The organism is Synechococcus sp. BO 8801, assembly GCF_002252675.1.
GTDB lineage: Bacteria > Cyanobacteriota > Cyanobacteriia > PCC-6307 > Cyanobiaceae > Cyanobium.
Genome location: NZ_NQKY01000003.1, coordinates 178,671 through 202,310 on the forward strand (window position 1 = coordinate 178,671; position 23,640 = coordinate 202,310).

29 protein-coding genes are annotated in these 23,640 nt (G+C 70.5%); 19 read left to right on the top strand and 10 right to left on the bottom strand.

Going from position 1 to position 23,640, the window contains the following annotated elements; genetic code table 11:
- Positions 1 to 32 precede the first annotated feature (32 nt).
- The 6 genes from CJZ86_RS03855 to CJZ86_RS03880 are packed head-to-tail and all read left to right on the top strand — an operon-like array spanning position 33 to position 5,011.
- Positions 33 to 1,442 (top strand): extracellular solute-binding protein, encoded by a 1,410-nt coding sequence (locus tag CJZ86_RS03855; RefSeq protein ID WP_094584618.1) that lies wholly within the window; start codon positions 33 to 35, stop codon positions 1,440 to 1,442.
- Positions 1,439 to 2,305: a carbohydrate ABC transporter permease gene (locus CJZ86_RS03860; RefSeq protein WP_094584619.1), complete on the top strand. Its 867-nt coding sequence runs from the start codon at positions 1,439 to 1,441 to the stop codon at positions 2,303 to 2,305. Before CJZ86_RS03855 ends, CJZ86_RS03860 begins: the two co-directional genes overlap by 4 nt.
- Positions 2,302 to 3,096 carry a carbohydrate ABC transporter permease gene (locus tag CJZ86_RS03865; protein ID WP_094584620.1) on the top strand — a complete coding sequence of 265 codons (795 nt, stop codon included), beginning with the start codon at positions 2,302 to 2,304 and terminating at the stop codon, positions 3,094 to 3,096. The genes CJZ86_RS03860 and CJZ86_RS03865 overlap by 4 nt, the downstream gene beginning before the upstream one ends.
- Complete coding sequence (locus CJZ86_RS03870; protein WP_094584621.1) at positions 3,093 to 4,103, top strand: ABC transporter ATP-binding protein; 1,011 nt, start codon at positions 3,093 to 3,095, stop codon at positions 4,101 to 4,103. Before CJZ86_RS03865 ends, CJZ86_RS03870 begins: the two co-directional genes overlap by 4 nt.
- A gap of 48 nt (positions 4,104 to 4,151) precedes the next feature.
- Positions 4,152 to 4,388 (top strand): 50S ribosomal protein L28, encoded by a 237-nt coding sequence (gene rpmB, locus CJZ86_RS03875; RefSeq protein WP_015108262.1) that lies wholly within the window; start codon positions 4,152 to 4,154, stop codon positions 4,386 to 4,388.
- A 53-nt stretch (positions 4,389 to 4,441) separates the two neighbouring features.
- Positions 4,442 to 5,011, top strand: a complete 570-nt coding sequence (locus tag CJZ86_RS03880) for a peroxiredoxin (RefSeq protein ID WP_094584622.1) — start codon at positions 4,442 to 4,444, stop codon at positions 5,009 to 5,011.
- 4 nt (positions 5,012 to 5,015) lie between these two features.
- On the opposite strand, the gene csaB is transcribed toward CJZ86_RS03880, so the two are convergent.
- Entirely contained in the window at positions 5,016 to 6,047 is a 1,032-nt protein-coding gene (gene csaB, locus CJZ86_RS03885) for a polysaccharide pyruvyl transferase CsaB (protein ID WP_094584623.1), read from the bottom strand.
- A gap of 55 nt (positions 6,048 to 6,102) precedes the next feature.
- On the opposite strand from csaB, the gene CJZ86_RS03890 reads away from it, so the two are divergent.
- Genes CJZ86_RS03890 through psaK form a run of 3 tightly spaced genes read left to right on the top strand, consistent with a single transcriptional unit; the run spans position 6,103 to position 7,089 of the window.
- Positions 6,103 to 6,420, top strand: a complete 318-nt coding sequence (locus tag CJZ86_RS03890) for a DUF2499 domain-containing protein (RefSeq protein ID WP_094584624.1) — start codon at positions 6,103 to 6,105, stop codon at positions 6,418 to 6,420.
- Positions 6,417 to 6,776, top strand: coding sequence for a DUF3593 domain-containing protein (locus tag CJZ86_RS03895; RefSeq protein WP_094584625.1), 360 nt, complete (start codon positions 6,417 to 6,419; stop codon positions 6,774 to 6,776). Before CJZ86_RS03890 ends, CJZ86_RS03895 begins: the two co-directional genes overlap by 4 nt.
- A 55-nt stretch (positions 6,777 to 6,831) precedes the next feature.
- The gene (psaK, locus tag CJZ86_RS03900) at positions 6,832 to 7,089 is read left to right on the top strand and encodes a photosystem I reaction center subunit PsaK (protein ID WP_094584626.1); all 258 of its coding nucleotides are present in this window, start codon (positions 6,832 to 6,834) and stop codon (positions 7,087 to 7,089) included.
- A gap of 4 nt (positions 7,090 to 7,093) precedes the next feature.
- Here psaK and CJZ86_RS03905 read toward each other — a convergent pair whose 3' ends face one another.
- Both CJZ86_RS03905 and dxs read right to left on the bottom strand, forming a co-directional pair.
- On the bottom strand, positions 7,094 to 8,347 hold the full coding sequence (locus CJZ86_RS03905; protein WP_094584627.1) for an NAD(P)/FAD-dependent oxidoreductase: 1,254 nt from the start codon (positions 8,345 to 8,347) through the stop codon (positions 7,094 to 7,096).
- On the bottom strand, positions 8,337 to 10,256 hold the full coding sequence (gene dxs / locus CJZ86_RS03910; RefSeq protein ID WP_094584628.1) for a 1-deoxy-D-xylulose-5-phosphate synthase: 1,920 nt from the start codon (positions 10,254 to 10,256) through the stop codon (positions 8,337 to 8,339). Before dxs ends, CJZ86_RS03905 begins: the two co-directional genes overlap by 11 nt.
- Positions 10,257 to 10,352: 96 nt before the next feature.
- Here dxs and ilvA point away from each other — a divergent pair, with 96 nt between their 5' ends.
- Genes ilvA through CJZ86_RS03925 form a run of 3 tightly spaced genes read left to right on the top strand, consistent with a single transcriptional unit; the run spans position 10,353 to position 12,971 of the window.
- Complete coding sequence (gene ilvA / locus CJZ86_RS03915; RefSeq protein ID WP_094584629.1) at positions 10,353 to 11,960, top strand: threonine ammonia-lyase, biosynthetic; 1,608 nt, start codon at positions 10,353 to 10,355, stop codon at positions 11,958 to 11,960.
- A 41-nt stretch (positions 11,961 to 12,001) separates the two neighbouring features.
- Positions 12,002 to 12,631, top strand: a complete 630-nt coding sequence (scpB, locus tag CJZ86_RS03920; RefSeq protein WP_094584630.1) for an SMC-Scp complex subunit ScpB — start codon at positions 12,002 to 12,004, stop codon at positions 12,629 to 12,631.
- 52 nt (positions 12,632 to 12,683) lie between these two features.
- Positions 12,684 to 12,971 carry a YggT family protein gene (locus CJZ86_RS03925; RefSeq protein ID WP_094584631.1) on the top strand — a complete coding sequence of 96 codons (288 nt, stop codon included), beginning with the start codon at positions 12,684 to 12,686 and terminating at the stop codon, positions 12,969 to 12,971.
- Here the strand turns inward: CJZ86_RS03925 and CJZ86_RS03930 are convergent.
- Both CJZ86_RS03930 and CJZ86_RS03935 read right to left on the bottom strand, forming a co-directional pair.
- Positions 12,965 to 13,465 carry a hypothetical protein gene (locus CJZ86_RS03930; RefSeq protein ID WP_233133829.1) on the bottom strand — a complete coding sequence of 167 codons (501 nt, stop codon included), beginning with the start codon at positions 13,463 to 13,465 and terminating at the stop codon, positions 12,965 to 12,967. The two genes, CJZ86_RS03925 and CJZ86_RS03930, sit on opposite strands and share 7 nt — an antisense overlap.
- A gap of 71 nt (positions 13,466 to 13,536) precedes the next feature.
- Positions 13,537 to 13,866, bottom strand: a complete 330-nt coding sequence (locus CJZ86_RS03935) for a nucleoside triphosphate pyrophosphohydrolase family protein (RefSeq protein ID WP_094584632.1) — start codon at positions 13,864 to 13,866, stop codon at positions 13,537 to 13,539.
- A 59-nt stretch (positions 13,867 to 13,925) separates the two neighbouring features.
- Between CJZ86_RS03935 and pyk the strand changes: the two genes are divergently transcribed.
- The 4 genes from pyk to ftsH all read left to right on the top strand — a co-directional run bounded on the left by pyk (position 13,926) and on the right by ftsH (position 19,521).
- The gene (pyk, locus tag CJZ86_RS03940; RefSeq protein ID WP_094584633.1) at positions 13,926 to 15,710 is read left to right on the top strand and encodes a pyruvate kinase; all 1,785 of its coding nucleotides are present in this window, start codon (positions 13,926 to 13,928) and stop codon (positions 15,708 to 15,710) included.
- Between the two features lie 27 nt (positions 15,711 to 15,737).
- A complete protein-coding gene (locus tag CJZ86_RS03945; RefSeq protein WP_094584634.1) occupies positions 15,738 to 16,967 on the top strand; it encodes an ABC transporter permease in 1,230 nt (409 codons plus the stop codon).
- Positions 16,968 to 17,157: 190 nt separating this feature from the next.
- Positions 17,158 to 17,466, top strand: coding sequence for a DUF1830 domain-containing protein (locus CJZ86_RS03950; protein ID WP_094584635.1), 309 nt, complete (start codon positions 17,158 to 17,160; stop codon positions 17,464 to 17,466).
- A gap of 75 nt (positions 17,467 to 17,541) precedes the next feature.
- The gene (gene ftsH, locus CJZ86_RS03955; RefSeq protein ID WP_094584636.1) at positions 17,542 to 19,521 is read left to right on the top strand and encodes an ATP-dependent zinc metalloprotease FtsH; all 1,980 of its coding nucleotides are present in this window, start codon (positions 17,542 to 17,544) and stop codon (positions 19,519 to 19,521) included.
- Positions 19,522 to 19,587: 66 nt separating this feature from the next.
- Here the strand turns inward: ftsH and clpP are convergent, their stop codons facing one another.
- On the bottom strand, positions 19,588 to 20,178 hold the full coding sequence (gene clpP / locus CJZ86_RS03960) for an ATP-dependent Clp endopeptidase proteolytic subunit ClpP (RefSeq protein WP_094584637.1): 591 nt from the start codon (positions 20,176 to 20,178) through the stop codon (positions 19,588 to 19,590).
- Positions 20,179 to 20,273: 95 nt separating this feature from the next.
- On the opposite strand from clpP, the gene psb29 reads away from it, so the two are divergent.
- Positions 20,274 to 20,969, top strand: coding sequence for a photosystem II biogenesis protein Psp29 (gene psb29 / locus CJZ86_RS03965; protein WP_094584638.1), 696 nt, complete (start codon positions 20,274 to 20,276; stop codon positions 20,967 to 20,969).
- On the opposite strand, the gene CJZ86_RS03970 is transcribed toward psb29, so the two are convergent.
- The 3 genes from CJZ86_RS03970 to petN are packed head-to-tail and all read right to left on the bottom strand — an operon-like array spanning position 20,932 to position 22,554.
- A complete protein-coding gene (locus tag CJZ86_RS03970; RefSeq protein WP_094584639.1) occupies positions 20,932 to 22,311 on the bottom strand; it encodes a hypothetical protein in 1,380 nt (459 codons plus the stop codon). The two genes, psb29 and CJZ86_RS03970, sit on opposite strands and share 38 nt — an antisense overlap.
- Positions 22,311 to 22,475 (bottom strand): hypothetical protein, encoded by a 165-nt coding sequence (locus tag CJZ86_RS16905; RefSeq protein WP_015108282.1) that lies wholly within the window; start codon positions 22,473 to 22,475, stop codon positions 22,311 to 22,313. Before CJZ86_RS16905 ends, CJZ86_RS03970 begins: the two co-directional genes overlap by 1 nt.
- Entirely contained in the window at positions 22,453 to 22,554 is a 102-nt protein-coding gene (gene petN, locus CJZ86_RS03975; RefSeq protein WP_094584640.1) for a cytochrome b6-f complex subunit PetN, read from the bottom strand. Before petN ends, CJZ86_RS16905 begins: the two co-directional genes overlap by 23 nt.
- Positions 22,555 to 22,617: 63 nt before the next feature.
- On the opposite strand from petN, the gene clpS reads away from it, so the two are divergent.
- Entirely contained in the window at positions 22,618 to 22,911 is a 294-nt protein-coding gene (gene clpS, locus CJZ86_RS03980; RefSeq protein ID WP_094584641.1) for an ATP-dependent Clp protease adapter ClpS, read from the top strand.
- Between the two features lie 9 nt (positions 22,912 to 22,920).
- Positions 22,921 to 23,196, top strand: coding sequence for a DUF2103 domain-containing protein (locus CJZ86_RS03985; RefSeq protein ID WP_094584642.1), 276 nt, complete (start codon positions 22,921 to 22,923; stop codon positions 23,194 to 23,196).
- Here the strand turns inward: CJZ86_RS03985 and CJZ86_RS16465 are convergent.
- Entirely contained in the window at positions 23,141 to 23,590 is a 450-nt protein-coding gene (locus tag CJZ86_RS16465) for a hypothetical protein (RefSeq protein ID WP_143594026.1), read from the bottom strand. The genes CJZ86_RS03985 and CJZ86_RS16465 overlap by 56 nt on opposite strands.
- Positions 23,591 to 23,640: the final 50 nt, after the last annotated feature.

Genomic DNA, 23,640 nt, shown 5'->3' on the forward strand with positions numbered 1-23,640 from the left:
GTCTGGCGGGGCAGCCCGCCTAACCTGCCCCCATGGCGGCCCGCCCCCCCCTCTCGAGTCTGCGGCGGTGGCGGTCGCTCCCGAAGCTGCTGACGAACGCCCTGCTGGCCCTGCTGTCAGCGATGTGCCTGCTGGTGCTGCTGCCCGCATCCGGCCTCTCCAGCTCCGGGCTGCCCAGCGCGGGTCAGTCGGGCATCCCGGCGGCGGCCGCCGAGCCGGTGACCATCCGGGTGCTGATGCCGGCTCCGCTGGCCGATGCGGTGGCCGCTCCAGTGGCCCAGTTCAACGCCAGCGGTGCCGGCATTGCGCTGGAAGTGATCCGCGGGCCCCTGGACACCGAGACCATCTCCGATCTGGCCACCGGCAGCCTGCTGCTGGGGGAGGCCCCCTTCGACCTGCTGCTGGTGGATGTCAGCTGGCTGGCGAGGTACGTGGCCGCCGGCTGGTTCGAGCCCCTGGAGCGCTGGTTCGGGCCGGAGGTGCTGGCGGCGATGGAGCCCGGCGCCCGCCTGGGCAATGGCCTCGACGGCCACCTCTGGCGCATGCCCCTCACCGGCGACACCGGCCTGCTCTACTGGCGCACCGATCTGATGGAGCGCCCCCCGCGCGACACCGAGGAGCTGGTGGCGATCTCCCGGGACCTGCAGCGCCGCGGCAGGGTCCGCTGGGGCTACCTCTGGCAGGGGCGCCAGTACGAGGGGCTGAGCTGCGTGATGGTGGAGGTGTTGCACGGCTTCGGCGCCCGCTGGTGGAACGGTTCCACCGCGCGCACGGAGCTGGACAGTCCTGAGGCCGTGGCGGCGGCGAGGTGGCTCGCGGCACTGCTGCAGGACGGGGTAAGCCCACCGGCGGTGGCCAGCTACGCCGAGAACGACGCCCTGCAGTCCTTCGCCGCCGGTGATGCCGCCTTTCTGCGCAACTGGCCCTACGCCTGGCGGGAGATCGAGAAGGGTGGGGGCCTGGTGAAGGGCAAGGTGGGCGTCACGGCGATGGTGGGGGCGCCTGGCGAGCAGGGGGGCGGCACCCTGGGCACCTGGGGCCTCTCCCTGATCAAGGGAAGCCCCCATCCCGAGGAAGCAGTGGCGGCGATCCGCTGGCTCACCGGTCCGGTCGTGCAGCGCCAGCTCGCCATCGAGCAGGGCTATGCCCCCACCTGGAGCACGCTCTATGACGATCCCGACCTGCAGCGCCGTGCCCCGCTGCTGACGGTGCAGCGCCAGGCCCTGCAGCATCCCCAGCTGCGTCCGCCCACGCCGGCCTATGCCCAGCTCAGCGATCTGCTGGCCCGGCAGGTGAACGGCATGCTCACTGGCCAGGGGGGCCCCGGCCCGACCATGGCGGCCGCCCAGCGCCAGAGCCTGCAGGTGCTGCGCTCGCTGGCGGGACCGGCGGGCGACACTGCAGGCGAGAGTGCAGGGGGCCGCCCTGCCGTGGACCGATGAAAGCCCGCGCGGCCAGCCTGCTGCTGATGGCTCCCGCCCTGCTGCTGCTGGCGGCGGTGTTCGTCTACCCCCTGCTGCGCTACGGCTGGCTGAGCTTCCAGGCCAGTTCGGTGCTCACCGGGCTGGAGCCGGTACCGAACGGGGGCGCCAACTGGGGGCGGCTGCTCGATGACGCCCGCTTTTGGACGGATGCGTTCCAGACGCTGCGCTTCGCCGTCTGCTCGGTGGCGCTGGAACTGGCCGGGGGCCTGGGGCTGGCCCTGCTGCTGCATCGCCCCCTGCGGGGCCGGGGGACCCTCCGGGCCCTGACCCTGCTGCCCTGGGCCCTGCCCACCACCGTGATGGCCCTGGGCTGGCGCTGGATCCTCAATGATCCCCACGGCCCCCTCAACGCCGCCATCCGCTCCCTTGGCGGCAGCAGCTACGGCTTCCTCTCCACCCCTGCCACCACCTGGTTCTTCGTGGTCCTGGCGGATGTCTGGAAGACCCTGCCGTTCGTGGCCCTGCTGCTCCTGGCCGGACTCCAGACCATTCCCGAGGATCTGGAGGAAGCCCTGCGGCTGGAGGGCGCCGGCCGTCTGCAGATCCTGCGCCGCCTGACCCTGCCGCTGCTGGTGCCCTACCTCACCCTGGCCCTGCTGTTCCGGCTGGCCCAGGCCCTGGGGGTGTTCGACCTGATCCAGGTGCTCAGCGGCGGCGGCCCGGCCGGCAGCACCGAGAGCCTGGCCCTCTACGCCTACCTCAATGCCATGCGCTTCCTCGACTTCGGCTATGCCGCCACGGTGATGCTCGCCACCTTCCTGCTGCTCCTGGTGCTGCTCGGTGGCGGCTGGCTGCTGTGGCGGCGGGAGCGGGCCGCATGAGGCTGCTGGTGCTGCTCTGGAGCCTGGGGCCGCTGCTCTGGCAGCTGCGCACCTCCCTGCTGCGCCCCGAGGCACTGGTGGCGCCGCTGCTGGAGGGGAACCCCTGGACGCTGGCCAACTACCAGCTGGTGCTCTCCGGCGACCCGCCCTTCTGGCGCTACCTGGGCAACAGCACCCTGGTGGCCCTGGCCACCACCCTGCTCACCCTGCTGCTGGCGGTGCCCTGCGCCTACGGACTGCAGCAGCAGCGCGGCCTGCTGCGCTGGGGCGTCGGCCTGGGACTTGTGGGAGCGGCGATGTTCCCCACCGTGCTGCTGTTCCTGGCCCTGCTGGAGATCGCCCGCCGCTTCGGCCTGGCCAATGACCTGCTGGCCCTGAGCCTGCCCTACGCGGGCCTGTCGCTGCCGCTGGCGGTGCTGCTGCTGCGGGCCGCCTTCGCCGACCTTCCCGTCGAGCTGGAGGACGCGGCCCGGCTGGAGGGGCTCGACCTCGGCCAACGGCTGCGGCACGTGCTGCTGCCCCTGCTGGGGCCGGCCCTGGCCAGCACGGGCATCCTGGTGTTCCTGGCCAGCTGGAACGAGTACGCCATCGCCCTCACCTGGATCAGCCGCAACGACCTGCTCACCCTGCCGATCGCCATCGCCCGGATCGGCGGCGGCTCGGTGTTCACCATCCCCTACGGCGCCTTCGCCGCCGCCACGGTGCTGGGCAGCCTGCCCCTGCTGCTGCTGGTGCTGGTGGCCCAGCGGCCGATCGTCTCGGGTCTGACCCGCGGGGCGGTGAAGGGATGAACACAGCCATCGGAGCCGGTCTGGAGCTGCGCCAGCTGTGCCGGGAGGTGGGGGGGCGCCGGCTGCTGGACCGGCTCGACCTGGCCGTCGCCCCCGGCGAATGCCTCGCCCTGCTCGGGCCGAGCGGCTGCGGCAAGTCCACCACCCTGCGTCTGGTGGCGGGGCTGGATCCCGCCAGTGCCGGCCAGGTGCTCCTGGACGGCCAGGACCTGGGCGCCCTCAGCCCGGGCGAACGGCAGGTGGCGATGGTGTTCCAGAGCTACGCCCTCTACCCCCACCTGAGCGTGGAGGGCAACCTGGAACTGGGGCTGAAGGTGCGCGGCGTGGCCGGCGCCGAGCGCCAGCGGCGCCTCGGGGCCGTGCTCGAGATGCTGCAGCTCGAGGAGCTGCGACAGCGCCGGCCCGCCCAGCTCTCCGGCGGTCAGCGCCAGCGGGTGGCCCTGGCCCGGGCCCTGCTGCGCCAGCCGCGGATCATGCTGCTGGATGAGCCGATGAGCAACCTCGACGCCCAGCTGCGGGAGGAGCTGCGGCCGGAACTGCGGCGGCTGCTGTGCGGCCGGGAGCAGCCGGTGATCTACGTCACCCACGACCAGCAGGAGGCCGTGGGCATGGCCGACCGCATCGCCCTGCTCGACGCCGGCCGGCTGCAGCAGGTGGGCAGCCCGCGGGAGCTCTACGCCGATCCGGCCAACCGCTTCGTGGCCTGCTTCCTGGGGCGGCCGGCGATCAACCTGCTGGCGATCGCGCCCGGGCGCCAGCTGGGCCTGCGGCCCGAGCACCTGCACCTGGCCGAGGACGGGCCGTTGGCGGCCCGGCTGCTGCGGCGCGAATGGTGGGGCCACCAGCAGCTTCTCTGGCTCGACAGCCGCTGGGGTCCCCTGCGGGTGCTCTGCGACCCCGAGGTGACGCTGCCGACGGAACCGCGCCTGGGCTGGCAGCGGCAGCATGAACTCTGGTTCGACCCCCTCAGCGGCGCCCGGCTCCATGGCCAGGGGCCCGTTTGGTAAAGTCGCAGGCTGGCTCAGGCCTGCATCGTCCACCGTCGTCACATCGTCATGTCCCGGGTCTGTCAGCTCACCGGCAAGCGCGCCAACAACGGCATGGCCGTCAGCCATTCCCACGTGCGCACCAAGAAGCTGCAGCAGGTGAATCTGCAGGAGCGACGCCTGTGGTGGGCCGAGGGCAACCGCTTCGTGAAGCTGCGCGTGTCCACCCGCGCCCTCAAGACGATCCAGAAGAAGGGTCTCGGCGCCTACGCCAAGGAACTCGGCGTCAATCTGGCCAAGATCTGAACGGATCCCCCGGCCGGCCCCGCTAGGGTCCGGCCCTGATCGAAGCTCTGGTTGTGGACCGCCGCACGTTTCTGGGGGGATCTCTGCTGGCCGCCCTCAGCCTGCTGGTCCGGCCGGACCGGGCCAAGGCCATGGGCGGCACCCTTCCCGAGATCGGCCAGCCGGCCCCCGCCTTCGACCTTGACGGGGTTGCCCCGTCTGTGGACGGCACGGTCGTGCCGACGCACCTGGGCCAGGCGGACTTCCGGGGCCGCTGGCTGGCCCTGTACTTCTATCCCAAGGACTTCACCAGCGGCTGCACCCTCGAAGCCCGCGGCTTCCAGAGGGACCTGGAGGGATTCCATGCCCGCAACGCCGAGGTGGTGGGGGTGAGTGCCGATGACCCGGACGCGCACCTGTCGTTCTGCGGCAGCGAGGGTCTGGCCTACCCGCTGCTGTCGGATGCGGGCGGGGCCACCAGCCGCCGCTACGGCTCCTGGCTGGCGCCGTTCTCAGCGCGTCACACGTTTCTGATCGACCCGGACGGGGTGCTGCGGGCCAGCTGGGTGGCGGTGCGACCGTCCGGCCACAGCCAGGAGGTGCTCGCCGAACTGGTCCGCCTGCAGGGGGAGACGGCGGGCTGAGCCGTCAGCCCTTCAGGGTGTCCAGCACCGCCCGGTGCACCTGGCTCTCCTGACGCAGGGCGGCGATGCCGGCCGGATCCGGTGGCTGGTCGAGCACGGCGGCCCAGCTGTGCTGGAGGCCTGGGGGCGGCGCAGCCTCCAGGTCGTGGCAGGGGCAACCGATGCCGGCGGCCGCGGCGGCCACCTTGGGGTCGTAGCTGAGGGCGGCGCAGGGGCTGCCCGCCAGGGCCGCCAGAATCAGGCCGTGGAGCCGCATGGCCAGCACCAGGCCCGCCTGGGCGAAAGCGTCCATGGCCTCCTGCGGCGTCGCGGCCGCCAGCTCCCGGCTGCGGGCGGCGAGGGCCGGCCCCACCAGACCCTGCCCGCTGAGGTCGGCCAGCAGTCCCCGGTCCTGGTCCTGGTGGAAGGGCAGCCAGAGCACCTGCCGGTCGGCGGCCACCACCAGCCCCTCGAGGGCCTGCAGGTAGGGCCGCCAGGCCGCGGCATCGAGCTGGCGCACCGGCCGGAAGCAGACCACGATCGGCCCGCCCCTGCCGTTCCAGACCCTGGCGGGCAGGGCCCAGACCGGATCGCTCCCCACGCCGGCCGCCACCCCCCATTCCCTCGCCTGGGCTGCGGAAGCCGGGTCCCGCCAGCTGATCGCCGTGGCCAGGGGCAGGAGTCCCCGCACCAGCAGCCGGCTGCGGCGACGGCGCAGGGGGCCCAGCCCCTGGCCCCAGAGGAGCACGGGCTTGCCCCGACTCCGGGCGGCCAGCATCAGGGCGCCGTAGTACAGGAGGCTGCGGAAGCTGGTGGCGTCCTGGAGCAGGCTGCCGCCGCCGAGCACCAGGGCGTCGCAACGGCCCAGGGCGGCCAGGACCCCTTTCAGGCGGCGGCGGTCGGTGGTCTCCACCCCGAAACGCTCCCGCACCAGGGCCTGGTCATGGGCCGTGACCAGGGGACGGCAACCGGCCGGCAGCTGACCCAGCAGCACCTCCAGCAGGGCATCGTCACCGAGGTTGTGCTCTCCGTAATAGCCGCAGATCAGAGCACGCATCCGACGCAGCGGTGGTTCCGGCTCCGTACATTACGGATCGCACCAGGCCCCGCCCATGCACGCGCTGTCGCTGCCCACCTGGTGGATCCACATCACCTCGGTGCTGGAGTGGATGCTGGCGATCCTGGCCGTGCAGGCCTTCGGCAGCCGGCGGCGGGAGGGGGGCTGGCGCTGGCTGGCCCTGGCGATGGTGCCGGCGCTGGTGAGCGCCATGGCCGCCTGCACCTGGCATCTGTTCGACAACAGCGAGGCCCTCAGGGGCCTGGTGGTGCTGCAGGCCGCCCTCACCGCCGTTGGCAACGGGGCCATGGCCCTGGCCGCCTGGAACCTGCTGCGCCAGCAGCGGCTCTCCCCGGAGGACGAAGCCTCGTGACCCTGCCCCTGGCCGCCTGGTTCCAGGGCCTCGGCGCCATCGATCCGGCCCCGTTCTTCGTGCTCTCCCTGCTCCCTTACCTGGCCTTCCTGTGGTGGGCCCGCCAGGTGCGGGCCTTTCCCCGGCTGGCGCTGCGGGGATTCCAGCTGACGCTGCTGTTCGTGGCGGTCACGATCGCCGCCGCGGTGGTGGCCCAGCAGGTCTACGGCCGGCAGCTGGCGGACGTCGATCCCCTGCACGGCGGTGCCGAAGCCTTCCTGACCCTCAGCAACCTGGTGGTGCTGCTGGGGTTCCGGCTGCTCCCTGCGGAACCCCCGGCGGCGGGTTCTGCCGGCACCCAGGTCAACAAGTCTTAAGTGGGCGGGGCACAGGTCGCCCTGACCCGGAAGATGGGGCGTCGGCAAGTGCATCATGATCGCTCCTCTCCTGGCCATGGCTCCCGCTTCGATCAGCTGGTCCCCGAAGGTGGCCCTGGTCATGATCGTCTGCAACGTCATCGCCATCGCCATCGGCAAGGCCACCATCCAGCAGCAGAAAGAGGGCCTCAAGCTGCCCAGCGACAACTTCTTCGGCGGCTTCAGCCATGGCGCCATGCTCGGCACCACCAGCCTGGGCCACATCCTGGGCATGGGCGCGATCCTGGGTCTGGCCTCCCGCGGCGTCCTCTGAGCTCTCAGCGCCAGCCGAGCAGGTACGGCAGCGCCCTGAGGCCGTACCGCTCGAACCGATAACCGAACAGCAGGGCTGAGAGATCCTCCGCCCTGCGGCTCTCCAGCCCCCGCAACACCCGGTCCAGACGGCCATCGGCCCCGGGGCTGTTCAGGCCCAGCCACGTGCGCCGTGCCAGCCGGCCGCTGAGCGACCAGCGCCAGCCCAAGGCTCGACGCAGTTGCGGCGCGTAGTCCCGCAGGGCCCGCTGAGCCTGCTGCCCCGAGGAGGAACGCTCCGGGGCCGTAAGGGCCCGCTGCAGCAGGGGCGCCAGCACGGCGCTGCTGGTGAGGGCGTGGCGAATCCCTTCGCCGCCGAGCAGGTTGGCGGTGCTGACCGCATCCCCCAGCCCCACCAGCCGGCCCCGCTGGTGTGGCTCCCGGCGCCGGATCGTGCTGCGCACCAGGCCGCCGTGGCGGTCGAGCACCTCGAAGGGCTCGCCGCCCGCCCCTTCGTCCGCCAACAGCCGGCGGCCCAGGTCGGCGATCAGACCTCCCAGGGGCGGCTGGCGCCGCTGGCCATCCACCAGCCGGCAGACACCGAGCTTCAGCACCCCGGGCTGCATCGGAAAGATCCAGCCGTAACCCTGGGGCACCCAGTCGCTGCCCAGGCAGAAGCTGAGCCGGTCGGCCCAGCGCTCCCAGCAGGAAGGGGACACTCGCAGCAGCCACTCAAGGCCGGCGGCCCGCACCAGAGCATCGCGGCGGCGGTCCGTCACCGGCGGATCCCCCAGCAGGGCCCGCTCGTGGCCGCTGGCATCCACGGTCCATTCGCTGCTGACCTCAAGGGTGCTGCCATCGGAGCGGCGCAGCATGGTCACCACCTGCTCGCCCTCCTGGCGGCTGGAGCAGGCGTGCAGGCCAAGGTGCACCCGGCCGCCCCAGCGGCGGCACTGCTCGGCCTGCCAGCGGCGCAGGGCGCCGAAATCCAGCACCACCCCGAGGGGATGCGGGGCGGCCCAGCGCCGGGTGGCGGCCCCGGGCCCGATCAGCTGCCATTCCCGCCAGCGGCTGCCCACCACCTCCGCCGGCAGGCCCAGGCTGGTCATGGTCTCGATCGGCAGGGCGGCGCTGCTGAAGGCGGAGCGGCTCAGGTCGTCGAGCCGGTCGACCAGCACCACATCCACCCCCTGGAGGGCCAGACGCCGGGCCAGGTCACCGCCGGACGGTCCGGCCCCCACCACCAGCACCTGGCAGCGGAGGGACGACTCAGACGGCAAGGGCGGTGGGAACGGTGGCGCGGAAGACGGGCCCGAAGCGTTCGAGGATGCGATCGGCCATCTGGGAGGGGGTCAGCCCCAGCTTCTCCTTGCTCTGGTCGGGGCTGGCGTGGTCCACCAGGACATCGGGGATGCCGATACGCAGGACCGGCACGGGCAGATCGTGGTCGTTGAGGGATTCCACCACGGCGGCACCGAAACCACCGGGCAGGGCCCCCTCCTCCATCGTCACGACCCGGCCGATGCGGCGGGCCAGGGGCAGGATCAGCGCCTCGTCGAGGGGCCGCAGGAAGCGGGCATTGACCACCGCCGCCCGCAGACCCTTCTCCTGCAGCAGACCGGCGGTGGCCATCGCCGGAGCCACCATGGCGCCGTAGGCCACGATGAGCACGTCATCGCCGTCGGTGAGCAGCTCACCGCGGCCGATCTCCAGGGGCTGCCAGCCCTCGTCCATCAGCGGCACGCCCTCCCCTTCGCCGCGGGGAATCCGGATGGCACAGGGGCCGTCATGGGCGATCGAGGTGACGAGCATGCGCTGCAGTTCGGCCTCATCCTTCGGGGCCATGACCGTGAAATTGGGCACGGCCCGCAGGTAGCTGATGTCGTACTGGCCCTGGTGGGTGGGGCCGTCGGCGCCGACGATGCCGGCCCGGTCGAGCACGAAGGTGACCGGCAGCTTCTGGATGCCCACGTCGTGGATGAGCTGGTCGTAGGCCCGCTGCAGGAAGGTGCTGTAGATCGCCACCACCGGCCGCAGGCCCTCACAGGCCATGCCGGCCGCCATAGTGACGGCGTGCTGCTCGGCGATGCCGACGTCGAAGTACTGCTGGGGCAGGGCCTTCTCCAGCAGATCCAGGCCCGTGCCGGTGGCCATGGCGGCGGTGATGCCCACCACCCGGGAATCCTGCTCGCAGATCTTGACCAGCGTCTGGCCGAAAACCTTGCTCCAGCTGGGGGGCTTGGGCTTGCTGGAGGGGTAGGCCTTGCCGGTGGCCAGGTCGAAGGCCGACTGGGCGTGGTAGCCGACCTGGTCGGCCTCGGCGTAGGGGTAGCCCTTGCCCTTGGTGGTGGCCACGTGCACCAGCACCGGGCCCTCGCAGCGGTGGGCCGCCTGGAAGGTGCGGACCATCTCGGGGATGTCGTGGCCGTCGATCGGGCCCACGTAGGTGAAGCCCAGCTCCTCGAACACGGCCCCCACCTTGGGCACCGCCAGCCGCTTCATGCTCTCTTTGAGGGTCTTGAGCTCGTTGGGCAGCTCCCCGTGCAGGAAGGGCAGGTGCTTCACCGCCTCCTCGGCGCTGCCGGAGAGGAACTGCACCGGCTTGCTGAGCCGCATGCGGTTGAGGTGGGTGGACAGGGCCCCCACCGGCGGTGAGATCGACATGTCGTTGTCGTTCAGCACCACCAGCAGCTTGGTGCGCGGCAGGTGGCCGGCATGATTGATCGCCTCCAGGGCCATGCCGCCGGTGAGGGCGCCGTCACCGATCACGGCGACGCATTTGAAATCTTCACCGCGACGGTCGCGGGCCAGGGCCATGCCCAGGGCGGCCGAGATGCTGGTGGAGGCGTGGCCGGCGCCGAAGTGGTCGAAGCGGCTCTCGCTGCGCTTGAGGTAACCCGCCACGCCGCCCTGCTGGCGCAGGGTGTGGAAATCCTTGTAACGGCCCGTCACCAGCTTGTGGGGATAGGCCTGGTGGCCCACATCCCACACCACCCGGTCGTGCTCCAGGTCGAGGGTCTGATAGAGGGCGAGGGTGAGTTCCACGACCCCCAGGCCCGGACCCAGGTGCCCGCCGCTGGTGGCCACCACCTCCAGGTGCTTCTCGCGGATCTGGCGAGCCATGGCCTCGAGTTCTGCGGTGCTCAGGCCGTGCAGCTGATTCGGATGGCTCAGCTCGCTCAGATGCATGCCCTTCCTTGCTTCCAGGTGGCCAATCTACGGGGTTCGCCCCGACCCACGGCGACGGACGCCACCGTTCCGGGGTCGGGTTGCGACACTGGAGCGATGACCATGGCCGACGACGACGCGTTCCCCGGGGCGACCGCCTACCTGCAGCGGATCCTGCGGGCCCGGGTGTACGACGTGGCGATCGAGTCCCCCCTCGATCCCGCCCCCAACCTCTCCCGCCGGCTGCACAACCAGGTGCTGCTCAAACGGGAGGATCTCCAGCCCGTGTTCAGCTTCAAGCTGCGCGGCGCCTACAACAAGATGGCGGGCCTGGAGCGCGCTGAGCTCGACCGGGGGGTGATCGCCGCCAGCGCCGGCAACCACGCCCAGGGGGTGGCCCTGGCGGCCCAGCGGCTGGGCTGCACCGCCGTGATCGTGATGCCGGTCACGACGCCGGAGATGAAGGTGCGGTCGGTGGCGGCGCGGGGGGCCGAGGTGGTGCTCCACGGCGACACCTACGACGAGGCCTGTGAGGAAGCCCACCGCCTGCAGCGCCAGCGCGGGCTCACCTTCATCCATCCCTTCGACGATCCCGACGTGATCGCCGGCCAGGGCACGGTCGCCCTGGAGATCCTGCGCCAGTGCTCCGATCCCCCCGATGCCATCTACGTGGCGGTGGGCGGCGGCGGCCTGATCGCCGGGATCGGCGCCTACGTCAAGAGCCTCTGGCCCCGGGTGGAGGTGATCGGGGTCGAGCCGAGCGATGCCGACGCCATGACCCGCTCACTGGCGGCGGGGAAGCGGGTGCGGCTGGAGCAGGTGGGCCTGTTCGCCGACGGGGTGGCCGTGCGGCAGGTGGGCGAGCACACCTTCGCCCTGGCCCAGCGCTGCGTCGACCGGATGGTCACGGTGGACACCGACGAGATCTGCGCCGCCATCAAGGACGTCTTCGAGGACACCCGCTCGATCCTGGAACCGGCCGGCGCCCTCTCGGTGGCGGGGATGAAGAAGGACGTGGCCCAGAGGCAGCTGCGGGACCGCACCCTGGTGGCGGTGGCCTGCGGCGCCAACATGAACTTCGACCGGCTGGCCTTCGTGGCCGAGCGGGCCGAGCTGGGGGAGGAGCGCGAAGCCCTGCTGGCGGTCGAGATCCCGGAGAAGCCCGGCAGCCTGGCGCGCTTCTGCGCCGTCCTCGGCCAGCGCAGCCTCACCGAGTTCAGCTACCGCCTCGCCGATCCCCAGCTGGCCCACATCTTCGTGGGGGTGCAGATCAGCGGCCACCAGGACACCCGCCAACTCATGGCCGCCCTCGAGGCCCAGGGATTTCCCTGTCTCGACCTGAGCGGCGACGAGCTGGCCAAGCTCCACCTCTGTCACATGGTGGGCGGACGGCTGCCGGCCAGTGCGGGGGCGGCCCTGAACCAGGGGGAGGAGCGGCTGTATCGCTTCGTGTTCCCGGAGCGGCCCGGAGCCCTGATGGCCTTCGTGAACGCCCTGCACCCCAACTGGAATATCAGCATTTTTCATTACCGCAACCACGGCGCCGACGTGGGCCGCATCGTGGTCGGGGTGCAGGTGCCGCCAGCGGAGCTGGAGGCCTGGCAGGCCTTCCTCGCTGATCTCCCTTACCAGCATTGGGAGGAAACGTCCAATCCGGCCTACCGGCTGTTCCTGGGTGAGGTGGGACGGTCCCTGGCCAGTCCCGGCGGGCTGGTAGGGGTCTGAGGCCTGCGATACGTTGCCGCCACGCCGTGCCGGACGTCCCCATGGCTGAACCCGACCCACTACCTCCCGAAGGCAAGCCTCCTGAACGCGAGACCCCCGTAGGCGATCGCTCGGTGGCGGCCACCCCGGGTCTGTCCCTGCCGGCCCGGCTCGAGGCGATTCTCTACCTGAAGGGTCGGCCCCTGGAGCTGGGTGAGCTGGCCGCCATCGCCGGCATCGGCCGGGACGAGACCGAGCTGGCCCTGATCACCCTGATGGCCGACTACGCCCATCGCGACACCGCCCTGGAGATCCACCAGGAGGGCCAGCACTACGCCCTGCAGCTGCGTGCCGGCCTGGGGGACCTGGTCCAGAACCTGCTGCCGGTGGACCTCTCTGTCGCCGCCCTGCGGACCCTGGCCACCATCGCCCTCAAGAAGCGCCTGCTGCAGTCGGAGCTGGTGGAGCTGCGCGGCTCAGGGGCCTACGACCACATCAGGGAGCTGCTGGCCCAGGACTTCATCGAACGCCGCCGCCAGAGCGACGGCCGCTCCTACTGGCTGAGCCTGAGCGAGAAGTTCCACCGCACCTTCTCCCTGAAGGCCGATGATCTGGCCGCCCTGGGCTCACGCCTGGCGGCCGCCGAGACGGCCGGAACCCCGCCACCACCCGACGAAGAGGCGGATCCATAGAGTTGGACCAAGTGACGGCGCAAGCCTGCAGCCCCATCCCCCGACCCCTTCCATGAGCATCCTCGTCTTCCTGCTCCAGGTGCTGGCCCAGACCCTGAGCATCTACCTGCTGGTGCTGCTGGTCCGGGTGCTGCTCAGCTGGTTCCCCAACCTGGACTGGAGCAACCCGTTGCTCTCCAGCGTCAGCGCCATCACCGACCCCTATCTCAACGCCTTCCGGGGCCTGATTCCGCCCCTCGGCGGCATCGACCTCTCGGCCCTGGTGGCCTTCATCGCCCTGCAGCTGGCCCAGAGCCTTCTGGGGGCCTCCATCGCCTCCCTCTCCGGCGGCCTCTACTGAGGGTCGGCGGCCGGGGACGCCGCCAGGGCCTCCTCCAGGGGCAGCAGCTCGTCGTCGACGCCGGCACGGGTGCGCACCGGGGCACTGAAGCCCCGGGCCTTGACGCTGCGGGTGCCCAGGGGGCCGGGGGTGCCGGCGGGCACCGCCAGCCGCAGGGCGAAGCTGGAGCGGCCGGGGGGCACGTCGCCGATGGATCCCACCCTGGTGCGGTTGGGCAGCACCGGCTCGCCGCTGGCATCGAGGATCAGGCCGAAGACATCGGTGTCCACGACGGGCTTCGATCCCGGGTTGACCACCACGCCGCGCAGGGCCCAGCAGGTGGCGCCGCTGGGGCGGGCCAGGGTCGGCTGGGTGCCCAGGTCTTCGGCCGGGCAGGGCTCCAGCATCACCTCCGACACCTTCAGGTCGGTGGCGCCCGCCAGGGCGGGGGCGCCGACCAGCACCAGCAGCACCAGGGACAGCCCCACCAGCAGCCGGACTCCCGCCACCACCAGGCTGGCGGGCCCGATCCGGCCCCAGGCCCTGGACGAGATTCCTGGCCCTGGAACGACGGTCCTTTGCTGAGTCACCGCCGGTCGCCGCTGCCTGCGATCACGTTACGGTTCGCGCGGTCGGCCAGCTTGGCCAGGTTGGCGCCGGCCACATCGTCGAGGTCGAGCCCCAGCTCCGTGGCCAGCTGGGCCACGTACCAGAGCACATCGCCCAGTTCCAGCCGCAGGTCGTCGCGGACCTCGGGGCCGAACACGCCGCCCCGGTCCCGCAGCACCTTCTTCACCTTGTCGGCCACCTCGCCGGCCTCGCCGCAGAGCCCCAGGGTCGGGTAGAGGATGTTGGCACCCGCCTCCGGGTAGCGCGCCGTCTCACGGGAGCGTTGCTGGTAGTCCTGAAAGTCCATTTCAAGCGCGCTCCTGGCAAGCCCGGATGGTAGTTTCCGCCCTTGTACAAGGTCGTCCAATGGCCCCTCACGATCTCATGCGTCGCACAAAGATCGTGGCCACGATCGGGCCCGCCACCGAGTCACCCGAGGTGCTGCGGCAGCTGATCACCGCCGGCGCCACCACCTTCCGTCTCAACTTTTCCCACGGCGATCACAGCGATCACGCCGATCGGATCGCCACCATCCGCCAGGTGGCCCACGAAATGGGCGTCCACATCGGCATCCTCCAGGATCTGCAGGGTCCCAAGATCCGCCTGGGCCGCTTCCAGGCCGGTCCCATCACCCTGGCCAAGGGGGATCCCTTCTCGCTGACCTCCCGGGCCGTCAACTGCGACAACACCATCGCCACGGTCACCTACGACCGGCTGGCGGACGAGGTGACCAGCGGCAGCCGCATCCTGCTGGACGACGGCCGCGTCGAGATGGTGGTGGTGGAGGTGGACGGCCCCGAACAGACCCTCAAGTGCAAGGTCACCGTCGGCGGGGTGCTCTCCAACAACAAGGGGGTGAACTTCCCCGATGTTCAGCTGTCGATCCGGGCCCTGACCCCCAAGGACCGCCGCGACCTGACCTTCGGCCTGCAGCAGGGGGTCGACTGGGTCGCCCTCAGCTTCGTGCGCAACCCCTCCGACATGCTGGAGATCCGGGAGCTGATCCGCAGCCACGGTCACGACACGCCCGTGGTGGCCAAGATCGAGAAGTTCGAGGCCATCGACGCCATCGACGCGATCCTGCCCCTCTGCGACGGGGTGATGGTGGCCCGTGGCGACCTCGGGGTGGAAATGCCCGCCGAGGAGGTGCCGCTGCTGCAGAAGGAGCTGATCCGCAAGGCCAACAGCCTCGGCATCCCGATCATCACGGCCACCCAGATGCTGGATTCGATGGCCTCCTGCCCCCGGCCCACCCGCGCCGAGGTGAGCGATGTGGCCAACGCCATCCTGGACGGCACCGACGCGGTGATGCTCTCCAACGAGACGGCCGTCGGCGACTACCCCGTGGAGGCGGTGGCCACCATGGACCAGATCGCCCGCCGCATCGAGCGCGACTATCCCCAGCGGGTGCTGGACAGCCACATGGCCACCACCATCCCCAACGCCATCTGCCAGGCGGTCAGCAGCATCGCCCGCCAGCTCAACGCCGCCGCGATCCTGCCCCTGACCAAGACCGGCTCCACGGCCCGCAACGTCAGCAAGTTCCGCCCCAGCACCCCGATCCTGGCCATCACCTCCGACGTCACGGTGGCCCGCCAGCTGCAACTGGTGTGGGGGGTCAATCCGCTGCTGATCCAGGACCAGTCCAGCAGCAGCCGGACCTTCAGCGTCGCCATGGCCACGGCCCAGCAGCTGGGCCTGCTGGGAGCCGGTGATCTGGTGGTCCAGACCGCCGGCACCCTGGAGGGGGTGAGCGGCTCCACCGACCTGGTCAAGGTGGGCATCGTCTCGGCCGTCATGGGTCGCGGTGTCGGCATCGGCAGCGGCACCGTGAGCGGCAAGGTGCGGCTGGCCAGCTCGCCCGAGGATGCGGCCCGCCTGGAGGCCGGCGAGATCCTGGTGGTCCGCGAGACCAGCGCCGCCTACCTGGAGGCGATCCGCAAGGCCCGCGGAGTGATCGCCGAGGAGGAGGGCCGCCAGAGCCACGCCGCCGTGATCGCCGAGCGTCTGGGCGTGCCCGTGATCGTCGGTGTGGCCAACGCCACCCTCGAACTGCGCATGGGTGAGGTGGTCACCCTCGAGATTCAGGAGGGTGTGGTCCACCGGGGCCCCCGCAGTGCCCACGCTTCGTCGGTGCCCTCGTTCCTCTAGAACCGAAGCCACTCCGGTTGCGCCGCCATGGCCTCCAAGCTGCCCCTGAGCGAAACGGTGTCCATGGCGCTGCTGACGCTGCGCTCCAACCGTCTGCGCAGCCTGCTCACCATGCTCGGCATCGTGATCGGCAACGCCTCCGTCATCACCCTGGTGGGGGTCGGGCGCGGGGCCCAGAACCTGGCCGAGAGTCAGCTCAGCACCCTGGGCGCCAACGTGCTGTTCGTGGTGCCGGGTAACAACGACACCCGACGCCAGGGGATCGAGATGCCGCGGACCCTGGTGCTGGAGGACGCCAAGGCGATCGCCGAGCAGGTGCCGAGCGTCCGTCGTGTCGCCCCCCAGATCACCCTCAACGAAGTCGCCCAGGCCGGTGGCTTCAGCTCATCGGTCTCGGTCTCGGGGGTGACGCCGGAATTCCTGCCCGTGCGCAGCTTCGAAGTGACCCGGGGCCGCTTCATCGACGAGCGCGATCTCAAGGGGGCCCGCAACGTGGTGGTGATCGGGCCCGATCTGCAGAAGAAGCTGATGCCCACCGGCGAGGCCCTGGGCCGCCAGCTGCGCATCCGGGACAAGTCCTTTGAGGTGATCGGCGTTCTGGCCTCGAAGGGGGCGGTGTTTGGCTCCAACCAGGACGAGAACGCCTACATCCCCCTCACCACCATGGTGAGCCAGCTGAGCGGGCGGGATCCCACCTTCGGCATCAGCCTCACCTTCATCAGCGTGGAGGCGAAGGATGAGGCCAGCACAGGCGCCGCCGCCTTCCAGATCACCAACCTGCTGCGCCAGCGCCACCGCATCCTGCGGGAGGACGACTTCGCCGTGCGCTCCCAGAAGGATGCCCTCACGATCGTGGGAACGATCACGGGCGGTCTCACCCTGATGCTCGGCGCCATCGGTGCCGTGTCCCTGCTGGTGGGCGGGATCGGCATCATGAACATCATGCTGGTGTCGGTGAGTGAACGCACCGAGGAGATCGGCCTGCGCAAGGCCCTCGGCGCCCGCAGCAGCGACGTCCTGCTCCAGTTCCTGGTGGAATCCCTGGTGCTGGCCAGCCTCGGCGGGGTGATCGGCAGTGCCCTGGGCCTGGGCACCGTCGGCCTGGTGGCGGCGTTCACCCCCCTGCCGGCCACCATAGAGGCCGGCACGGTGCTGCTGACGGTGGGGCTGTCCGGCTCGATCGGTCTGTTCTTCGGGGTGGTGCCGGCGCGCCGGGCCGCCCGGCTGGATCCGATCGCCGCCCTCAGGAGTCTCTGAAGGCGTTCGGGCTCGCGGACCCGCCGGACCCCGGGGACGACCCTGCGGGGCCAGGGCGGCCTGGCCGGTTGCGGGCCTTAGCCTTGCCTTGGTCCGGGGAGAACAGAAGAAAAGATTAAGACTGGCAATCCGTCGCCTTCGTCACCGAATCCCCACAGCCGCAATGGCTTGATGGTATGGACGTCGCCGCATGAAGGTGTTGGATCAACTGGCCAGGACGGAACAGGTGGATTGCGGTTACCGGAACGGCTCCGACCGCATGGTCATCCTGCGCTGCATCGGGCCGGAGCATTTCTTCCTCGAACGGGTCGTCTTTCCTTTCGAACTCCTGACCTTTCAGTGTCCGGAGCGCAGCGAGGTGGAGATCTGGACACACGGCCTGGGCGGTCCGGAGCTGCTCGAATCGATCGAGGCCCGCGAACTGATCATGGAATCGGCGCCGGTGCCGGAGGCCGCCGGCGGCGGCATTGAGCTCAATCCCTGGCTCCAGGCCGGCTGAGCCCTCCGCGCCGGGGGTCCCGGGCTCCCGGTTCCGGGCCCTGCGCTCTTAAGGTTGTCCGAAAGCTTCACAACCATGAATCAGCGCTGGCGTGTCCTTGCCCTGTGGCTGTTGCCGGTCGCCGTGGCCCTGTTCCTGGGCTGGCAGCTGCTGAGTTCCGGGGGGCGTCTGGCCCCCGCCGACAGCGGCGGCGACACCACGGCGCCCCGCAATGCCGCGGTGGCCCGCATGAGCTACGGCCGCTTCCTTGATTACGTGGAAGCCGGACGCGTCACCGCCGTCGATATCTTTGACGGGGGCCGCACCGCAGTGATCGAGGCGGTGGATCCCGATCTCGACAACCGCGTCCAGCGCCTGCGGGTCGATCTGCCCGGCGTGGCGCCGGAGCTGATCAACAAACTCAAGGACCAGGGCATCAGCTTCGATGTCCATCCGCCCAAGTCCACCCCTCCGGCCCTCGGCCTGCTGGGCAACCTGCTCTTCCCGCTCCTGCTGATCGGCTCGCTGATCTTCCTGGCCCGGCGCTCCTCCGGCATGCCGGGCGGCCCCGGCCAGGCGATGCAGTTCGGCAAGTCCAAGGCACGGTTCGCCATGGAGGCTGAAACCGGCGTCAAGTTCGACGACGTGGCCGGGGTGGAGGAGGCCAAGCAGGATCTGCAGGAGGTGGTCACCTTCCTCAAGACCCCCGAGCGATTCACCTCGGTGGGGGCCAAGATTCCCCGCGGCGTGCTGCTGGTGGGCCCCCCCGGCACCGGCAAGACCCTGCTGGCCAAGGCCATCGCCGGTGAAGCCGGTGTGCCGTTCTTCTCCCTCTCCGGTTCGGAGTTCGTGGAGATGTTCGTCGGTGTCGGCGCCAGCCGGGTCCGCGACCTGTTCAAGCGGGCCAAGGAGAACAGCCCCTGCCTGATCTTCATCGACGAGATCGACGCCGTCGGCCGTCAGCGCGGCGCCGGCATCGGCGGCGGCAACGACGAGCGGGAGCAGACCCTCAACCAGCTGCTCACCGAGATGGATGGCTTCGAGGGCAACAGCGGCATCATCATCATCGCTGCCACCAACCGCCCCGACGTCCTTGACTCGGCCCTGATGCGCCCCGGCCGCTTCGACCGCCAGGTGCAGGTCGACGCCCCCGACATCAAGGGACGGCTCTCGATCCTCAAGGTCCACAGCCGCAACAAGAAACTGGCCGACGACGTCTCCCTGGAGATGATCGCCCGCCGTACCCCCGGTTTCACTGGTGCCGACCTGGCCAACCTGCTTAATGAGGCGGCGATTCTCACCGCCCGCCGGCGCAAGGAGGCCACCGGCCTGGCCGAGATCGACGACGCCGTCGACCGGATCATCGCCGGCATGGAGGGCAAACCCCTCACCGATGGCCGCAGCAAGCGCCTGATCGCCTACCACGAAGTGGGCCATGCCCTGGTGGGCACTCTTGTTAAGCAGCACGACCCGGTGCAGAAGGTCACCCTGATCCCCCGGGGTCAGGCCCAGGGCCTCACCTGGTTCGCCCCCGACGAGGAGCAGATGCTCGTCAGCCGTGCGCAGCTGCGGGCCCGGATCATGGGCGCCCTGGGGGGCCGGGCCGCCGAGGACGTTGTCTTTGGCCACGCCGAGGTGACCACCGGTGCCGGCGGCGACATCCAGCAGGTCGCCTCCATGGCCCGCCAGATGGTGACCCGCTTCGGCATGAGCGACCTGGGTCCGATGTCACTGGAGGCCGGCAATCAGGAGGTGTTCCTGGGCCGCGACCTGATGACCCGCAGCGATGTCTCCGATGCCATCGCCCACAAGATCGACGAGGCCGTCCGGCAGATCGTCCAGAGCTGCTACACCGACACCGTCAAGCTGGTGGCCGACCACCGTGCCTGCATGGACCGGCTGGTGGAACTGCTGATCGAGAAGGAGAGCCTGGATGGCGATGAGTTCCGCCTGATCGTCTCCGAGTTCGCCTCGATTCCTGACAAGGATCGTTTCTCTCCCCTGCTCACGGCCGCCGACCTGGCTGCTGCCTCGCATGAGGGTGCCATCGTCGCCGAGACCAGCGAGGCCACCTGAGGGCCGGCCCTTGGCCATGAAAAAAGGCCTGCTCCGGCAGGCCCTTTTTTTGTCTTTGCTTTCGGCTCAGACGGGGCGAACGGGCCGCTTCTCGATCACTTTGTCGATCAGGCCGTAGGCCATCGCTTCGGCCGGGGACATGAAGAAGTCCCGGTCGGTGTCGATCTGGATCCGCTCGAGATCCTGACCGGTGCGGCCGGCCAGTTCCCGGTTGAGCTTGTCCTTGAGATAGAGGATCTCATCGGCCTGGATGCGGATGTCACTGGCCTGGCCCCGGGCGCCGCCGAGGGGCTGGTGGATCATGATCCGGGAGTGGCTCAGGCTGCTGCGCTTGCCCTTGGCGCCGGCGCAGAGCAGGAAGGCACCCATGCTGGCCGCCAGGCCGACACAGACGGTCTGGACGTCAGGTTTGATGTGCTGCATCGTGTCAAAGATGCCGAGGCCGTCGTAAACCGAACCGCCCGGGGAATTGACATAGAGGAAGATATCCTTCTCAGGATCTTCGGCCTCCAGAAACAGCAGCTGGGCCACCACGCGGTTGGCGGACTCCGCCGTCACCGGTTCGCCGAGGAAGATGATCCTCTCGCGCAGCAGGCGTGAATAGATGTCGAAGGCTCTTTCACCGCGACCCGACTCCTCGATGACGATCGGGATCATGGGCTCCAGACAGGCGATTGAAACGATCCTACCCAGCCGCCGATCGGGTCGAGTGCCTGCAGCGCTAAGGTCGCAGCAACGAAGAATCCAACCGCGTGAGCGCTGCTCTCACCGTCGCCGACAGCAAACGCGCCTTCCATGGCGCCTTCCCCCATGTCATCGGTCCCCTCTACCGGCGCATGGTCGACGAATTGCTGGTGGAGCTCCACCTGCTGAGCCGTCAGAAGGGTTTCCAAGCTGATCCCCTGTTCGCCGTCGGGGTCGTGCAGGTTTTCGATGGCTTTGCCCGGGGATACCGCCCCGAGGCCCAGAAGGGCCCCCTCTTCGAGGCCCTGTGCGCCTCCTCCGGCTTCGACGGGCCCGACCTGCGTCGCCAGTGCAACGACGCCCTGGCCGCCATGGGGCGCCACAGCCAGGCCGAGGTGCGCCAGTGGATCGAGGCACAGGGGGAGGGGGCTCCGCCGCCGGTGGCCACCGCCCTGGCCGGCATCCGCCGGCCCGACTTCCACTATTCCCGCCTGATGGCCGTCGGCCTGCTGGCCCTGCTGGAGCAGGCCCTGGCCGACGACGCCATGGAGCCCCAGGCCCTGCGCCAGCTGGCCCACGAGATCGGCGCGTCGATGGGCCTGCTGCGCGACCGGCTCGACAAGGACCTGGCCCTTTACGCCAGCAACCTGGAGAAGATGTCCATGGCCGTTGAGCTCATGGAGGAGACCGTGGCCGCCGAGCGGCGGCGGCGAGAGCGTCAGGCCGTCAGCGGCTCACCTGAAGGCGTCCCTTCAGCCAGCTGAGCCCAGCGCCGCCGCTGGCGGATTCACCGGGAACGGCCTCCATCCACAGCTGGTCGGCACGCCGGACCAGCTCCGGCATCGGCTCGGGCAGCAGGCCCAGCTGGTCGAGGCCCCGGGGCCGGACGCGCAACCAGAGCTCGCCGCTGGCGGGGGCACTCGTCCCCGCGATCGCCATGGGCTGCCACCGGCCTGGCACCGGACCGAGGAACAGGAGCAGCTGGGGCGAAGGCCCGCTCTCGCCGATCCAGCGCCATCCCCCCAGCACCACGCCGTCCTGCCGGCTCCAGGTGGCGGCCTGCGCCTGGGAGGTCGTGGTGCTGCCGGGGCCATCCTCCAGCCCCTGGGCCTGCAGGGCCTTGGCCAGGCCCAGCAGCAGCTGACGCCAGCCCTGGCGATCGGGCCCCACCGCCACCTGGAGCTCGAGTGAGGCCTGGAAGGGACCGGTGGCCTGGGGCTGGAGCCGCAGGCGGAACGGGGAACGCCGCAGCAGGGCCAGACCCTTGGTGTCGATGCCGTAGCGGGCCGCCAGGGGATCGCGGATCAGCTGGCGGGCCAGCAGCCCGCGGAACAGCTGCTCAAGGGAGGAGCCCTGGAGTTCCAGAAGCTGATCAGCCGGCAGGGGCGGCCTGGATGGGGCCGGCAGATCCGGGGATCTCAGGCTGCCGGCCGGGCCGACGGCGGCGGGCCTGTCGGAGGCTTCGCCGCGCCAGCGCACCTCGGAGGACTGCAGCGACAGGGACAGACAGCCCTCCTGGTAGGCCTCCAGCAGGGGGGCGAGGGGACCCACAAGCGCCCCGAGGCCGGACGCGTTCCAGAACACCCCCTGGCCGGTCTCCAGCCGGGGGAGGCAGGCGCTGAACAACCCGCGGCCGGCCCGCTGGTCCGGTCGCAGCTGGTCCTGCAGGAGGCGCCGGGAGAGGGGATCGGGTGCCACCACCAGCAGGTTGCCCACCCGCAGGGCATCGGCAGGCAGGGGCCGACCGGCTCCGGCTCCGGCGTTTTCCTGCACCACCAGGTACGCACCGCCATCGGTGTGGGGTCCCCAGAACTGCCACCAGGTGCGGCGCTGCTCGCGCCACAGGCGGGTAGCCGTGGCCTCGCCGAGGCGTTCGCTCCACAGGGCCGGGACCGGCCGCTCGGGACTGGCGGGGAAGCTCTGCAGCAGGCTGCTCACCGCCATCAGCTGCTCGAGCCCCTGGGCCCGGGGCCGGGGCCAGCGCCACAGGGCCAGGCCCGGCAGGAGCAGCAGGAGCAGCAGCGTGACCGTGGTGAGCGGCAGGGGCGGCAGCGGAAGCCTGCGGGGCAGACGCGGCAGGGCCAGAGCCGCCGTGGGCGATCCCATCAGCGGTTGCGGCCCTCACTGGAGCGGCGCCGACGCTTGTCCCGCCATTCGACGGTGGAGAGATAGATCACGCCCACGCTCACGAAGAGCAGCAGGGCGGAGGCGAGGCCCGCCAGCAGGGTGGTGGTGGGGAAGGCCAGATCAGAAACCGATGCTGTTGTCACCGTTGCGGCCCCACACGACCATGGCGATCGAGAAGCTGAAGATGGCCGCCAGGGCGGACCAACCAAGGGTGATCAACATCGGGACCGGTTCAAGACTGCGCGCATGTTACCTACGCTGGTGACCGGCAGCCTCTGTGGGCCCATGGTCGTCGCTCCCTCGAGAAGTACCGCCCCGATCGCCCAGCGCCGGTCTGAGGGCTACCCCAGCGTCAACGTGATCGTGCTCGACGACGACGTCAACACCTTCCAGCACGTGGTGGCGGTGCTCGTGCGCCACCTGCCCGGCATGCAGCCCGACCGGGCCTGGGAGCTGGCCCACCGGATCGATGGCGAGGGTTCGGCGGTGGTCTGGAGCGGACCGCTTGAGCAGGGGGAGCTTTACCACCAGCTGCTCTCCGCCGAAGGGCTGACGATGGCGCCCCTGGGCCACGGCTGAGCGGCACCCATGGCCCGGCTGGTGATCACCCACAGCACCTACGTGGAGGGCCTGATCCCCCTGCTGCGAAGGCTGGCGACCCTGAAGGAGATCGACACGATCACCCCGGCGGTGATCACCCGGGTCAGGGGCCGCAGCGTCGGCCTGCGGCTGCGGGTGTCGACCCCGATCACCGGAGGCCACAAGCTGCTGGCCCGCCGGGGCAGCACGGCCCAGGAGGTGTTCGTCGTCACCCGGCTGAGCCGGGATCAGCTGCAGGAGGAGCTGGATCGGTTGACGAACTGAGCAGGCTGGTGGGGGCCACCCGTTCGTAGACGGCCGGGGTGCCGAAGCGGCCGTAGGCGCCGCTGTCGCGGAACCAGTTCGCCCCTTCCACCACCTGGAGATCGCTGGGGTGCAGTCCCCAGCGCTGCTCGAGGTAGGCCGATGCAGCGGCCGCATCGAAGCGGGGCTGGCCCCAGGCCACGATCGCCAGGGCCAGGGCGCGGATCCGCAGGGCGCCGGCGGGACTTTCCTGGATCTCCTCCTCCAGCAGGAAGGTGCGGAAATCGCCCCCGGACTCGCCTTCCAGGGGGTATTTCTGCAGGTACAGCGCCCGGGCTCTGGGAAACACCGGACCCGGGGCGCGGGCGAGCAGGCGCTCGAAGGCCTGCAGGAAGCTCGAGGGCTCGCTGTTCACGGCGGCAGGGGGGGGGCGTCTCCCCAGCATGCCGGGCCGGGTGTGATCGG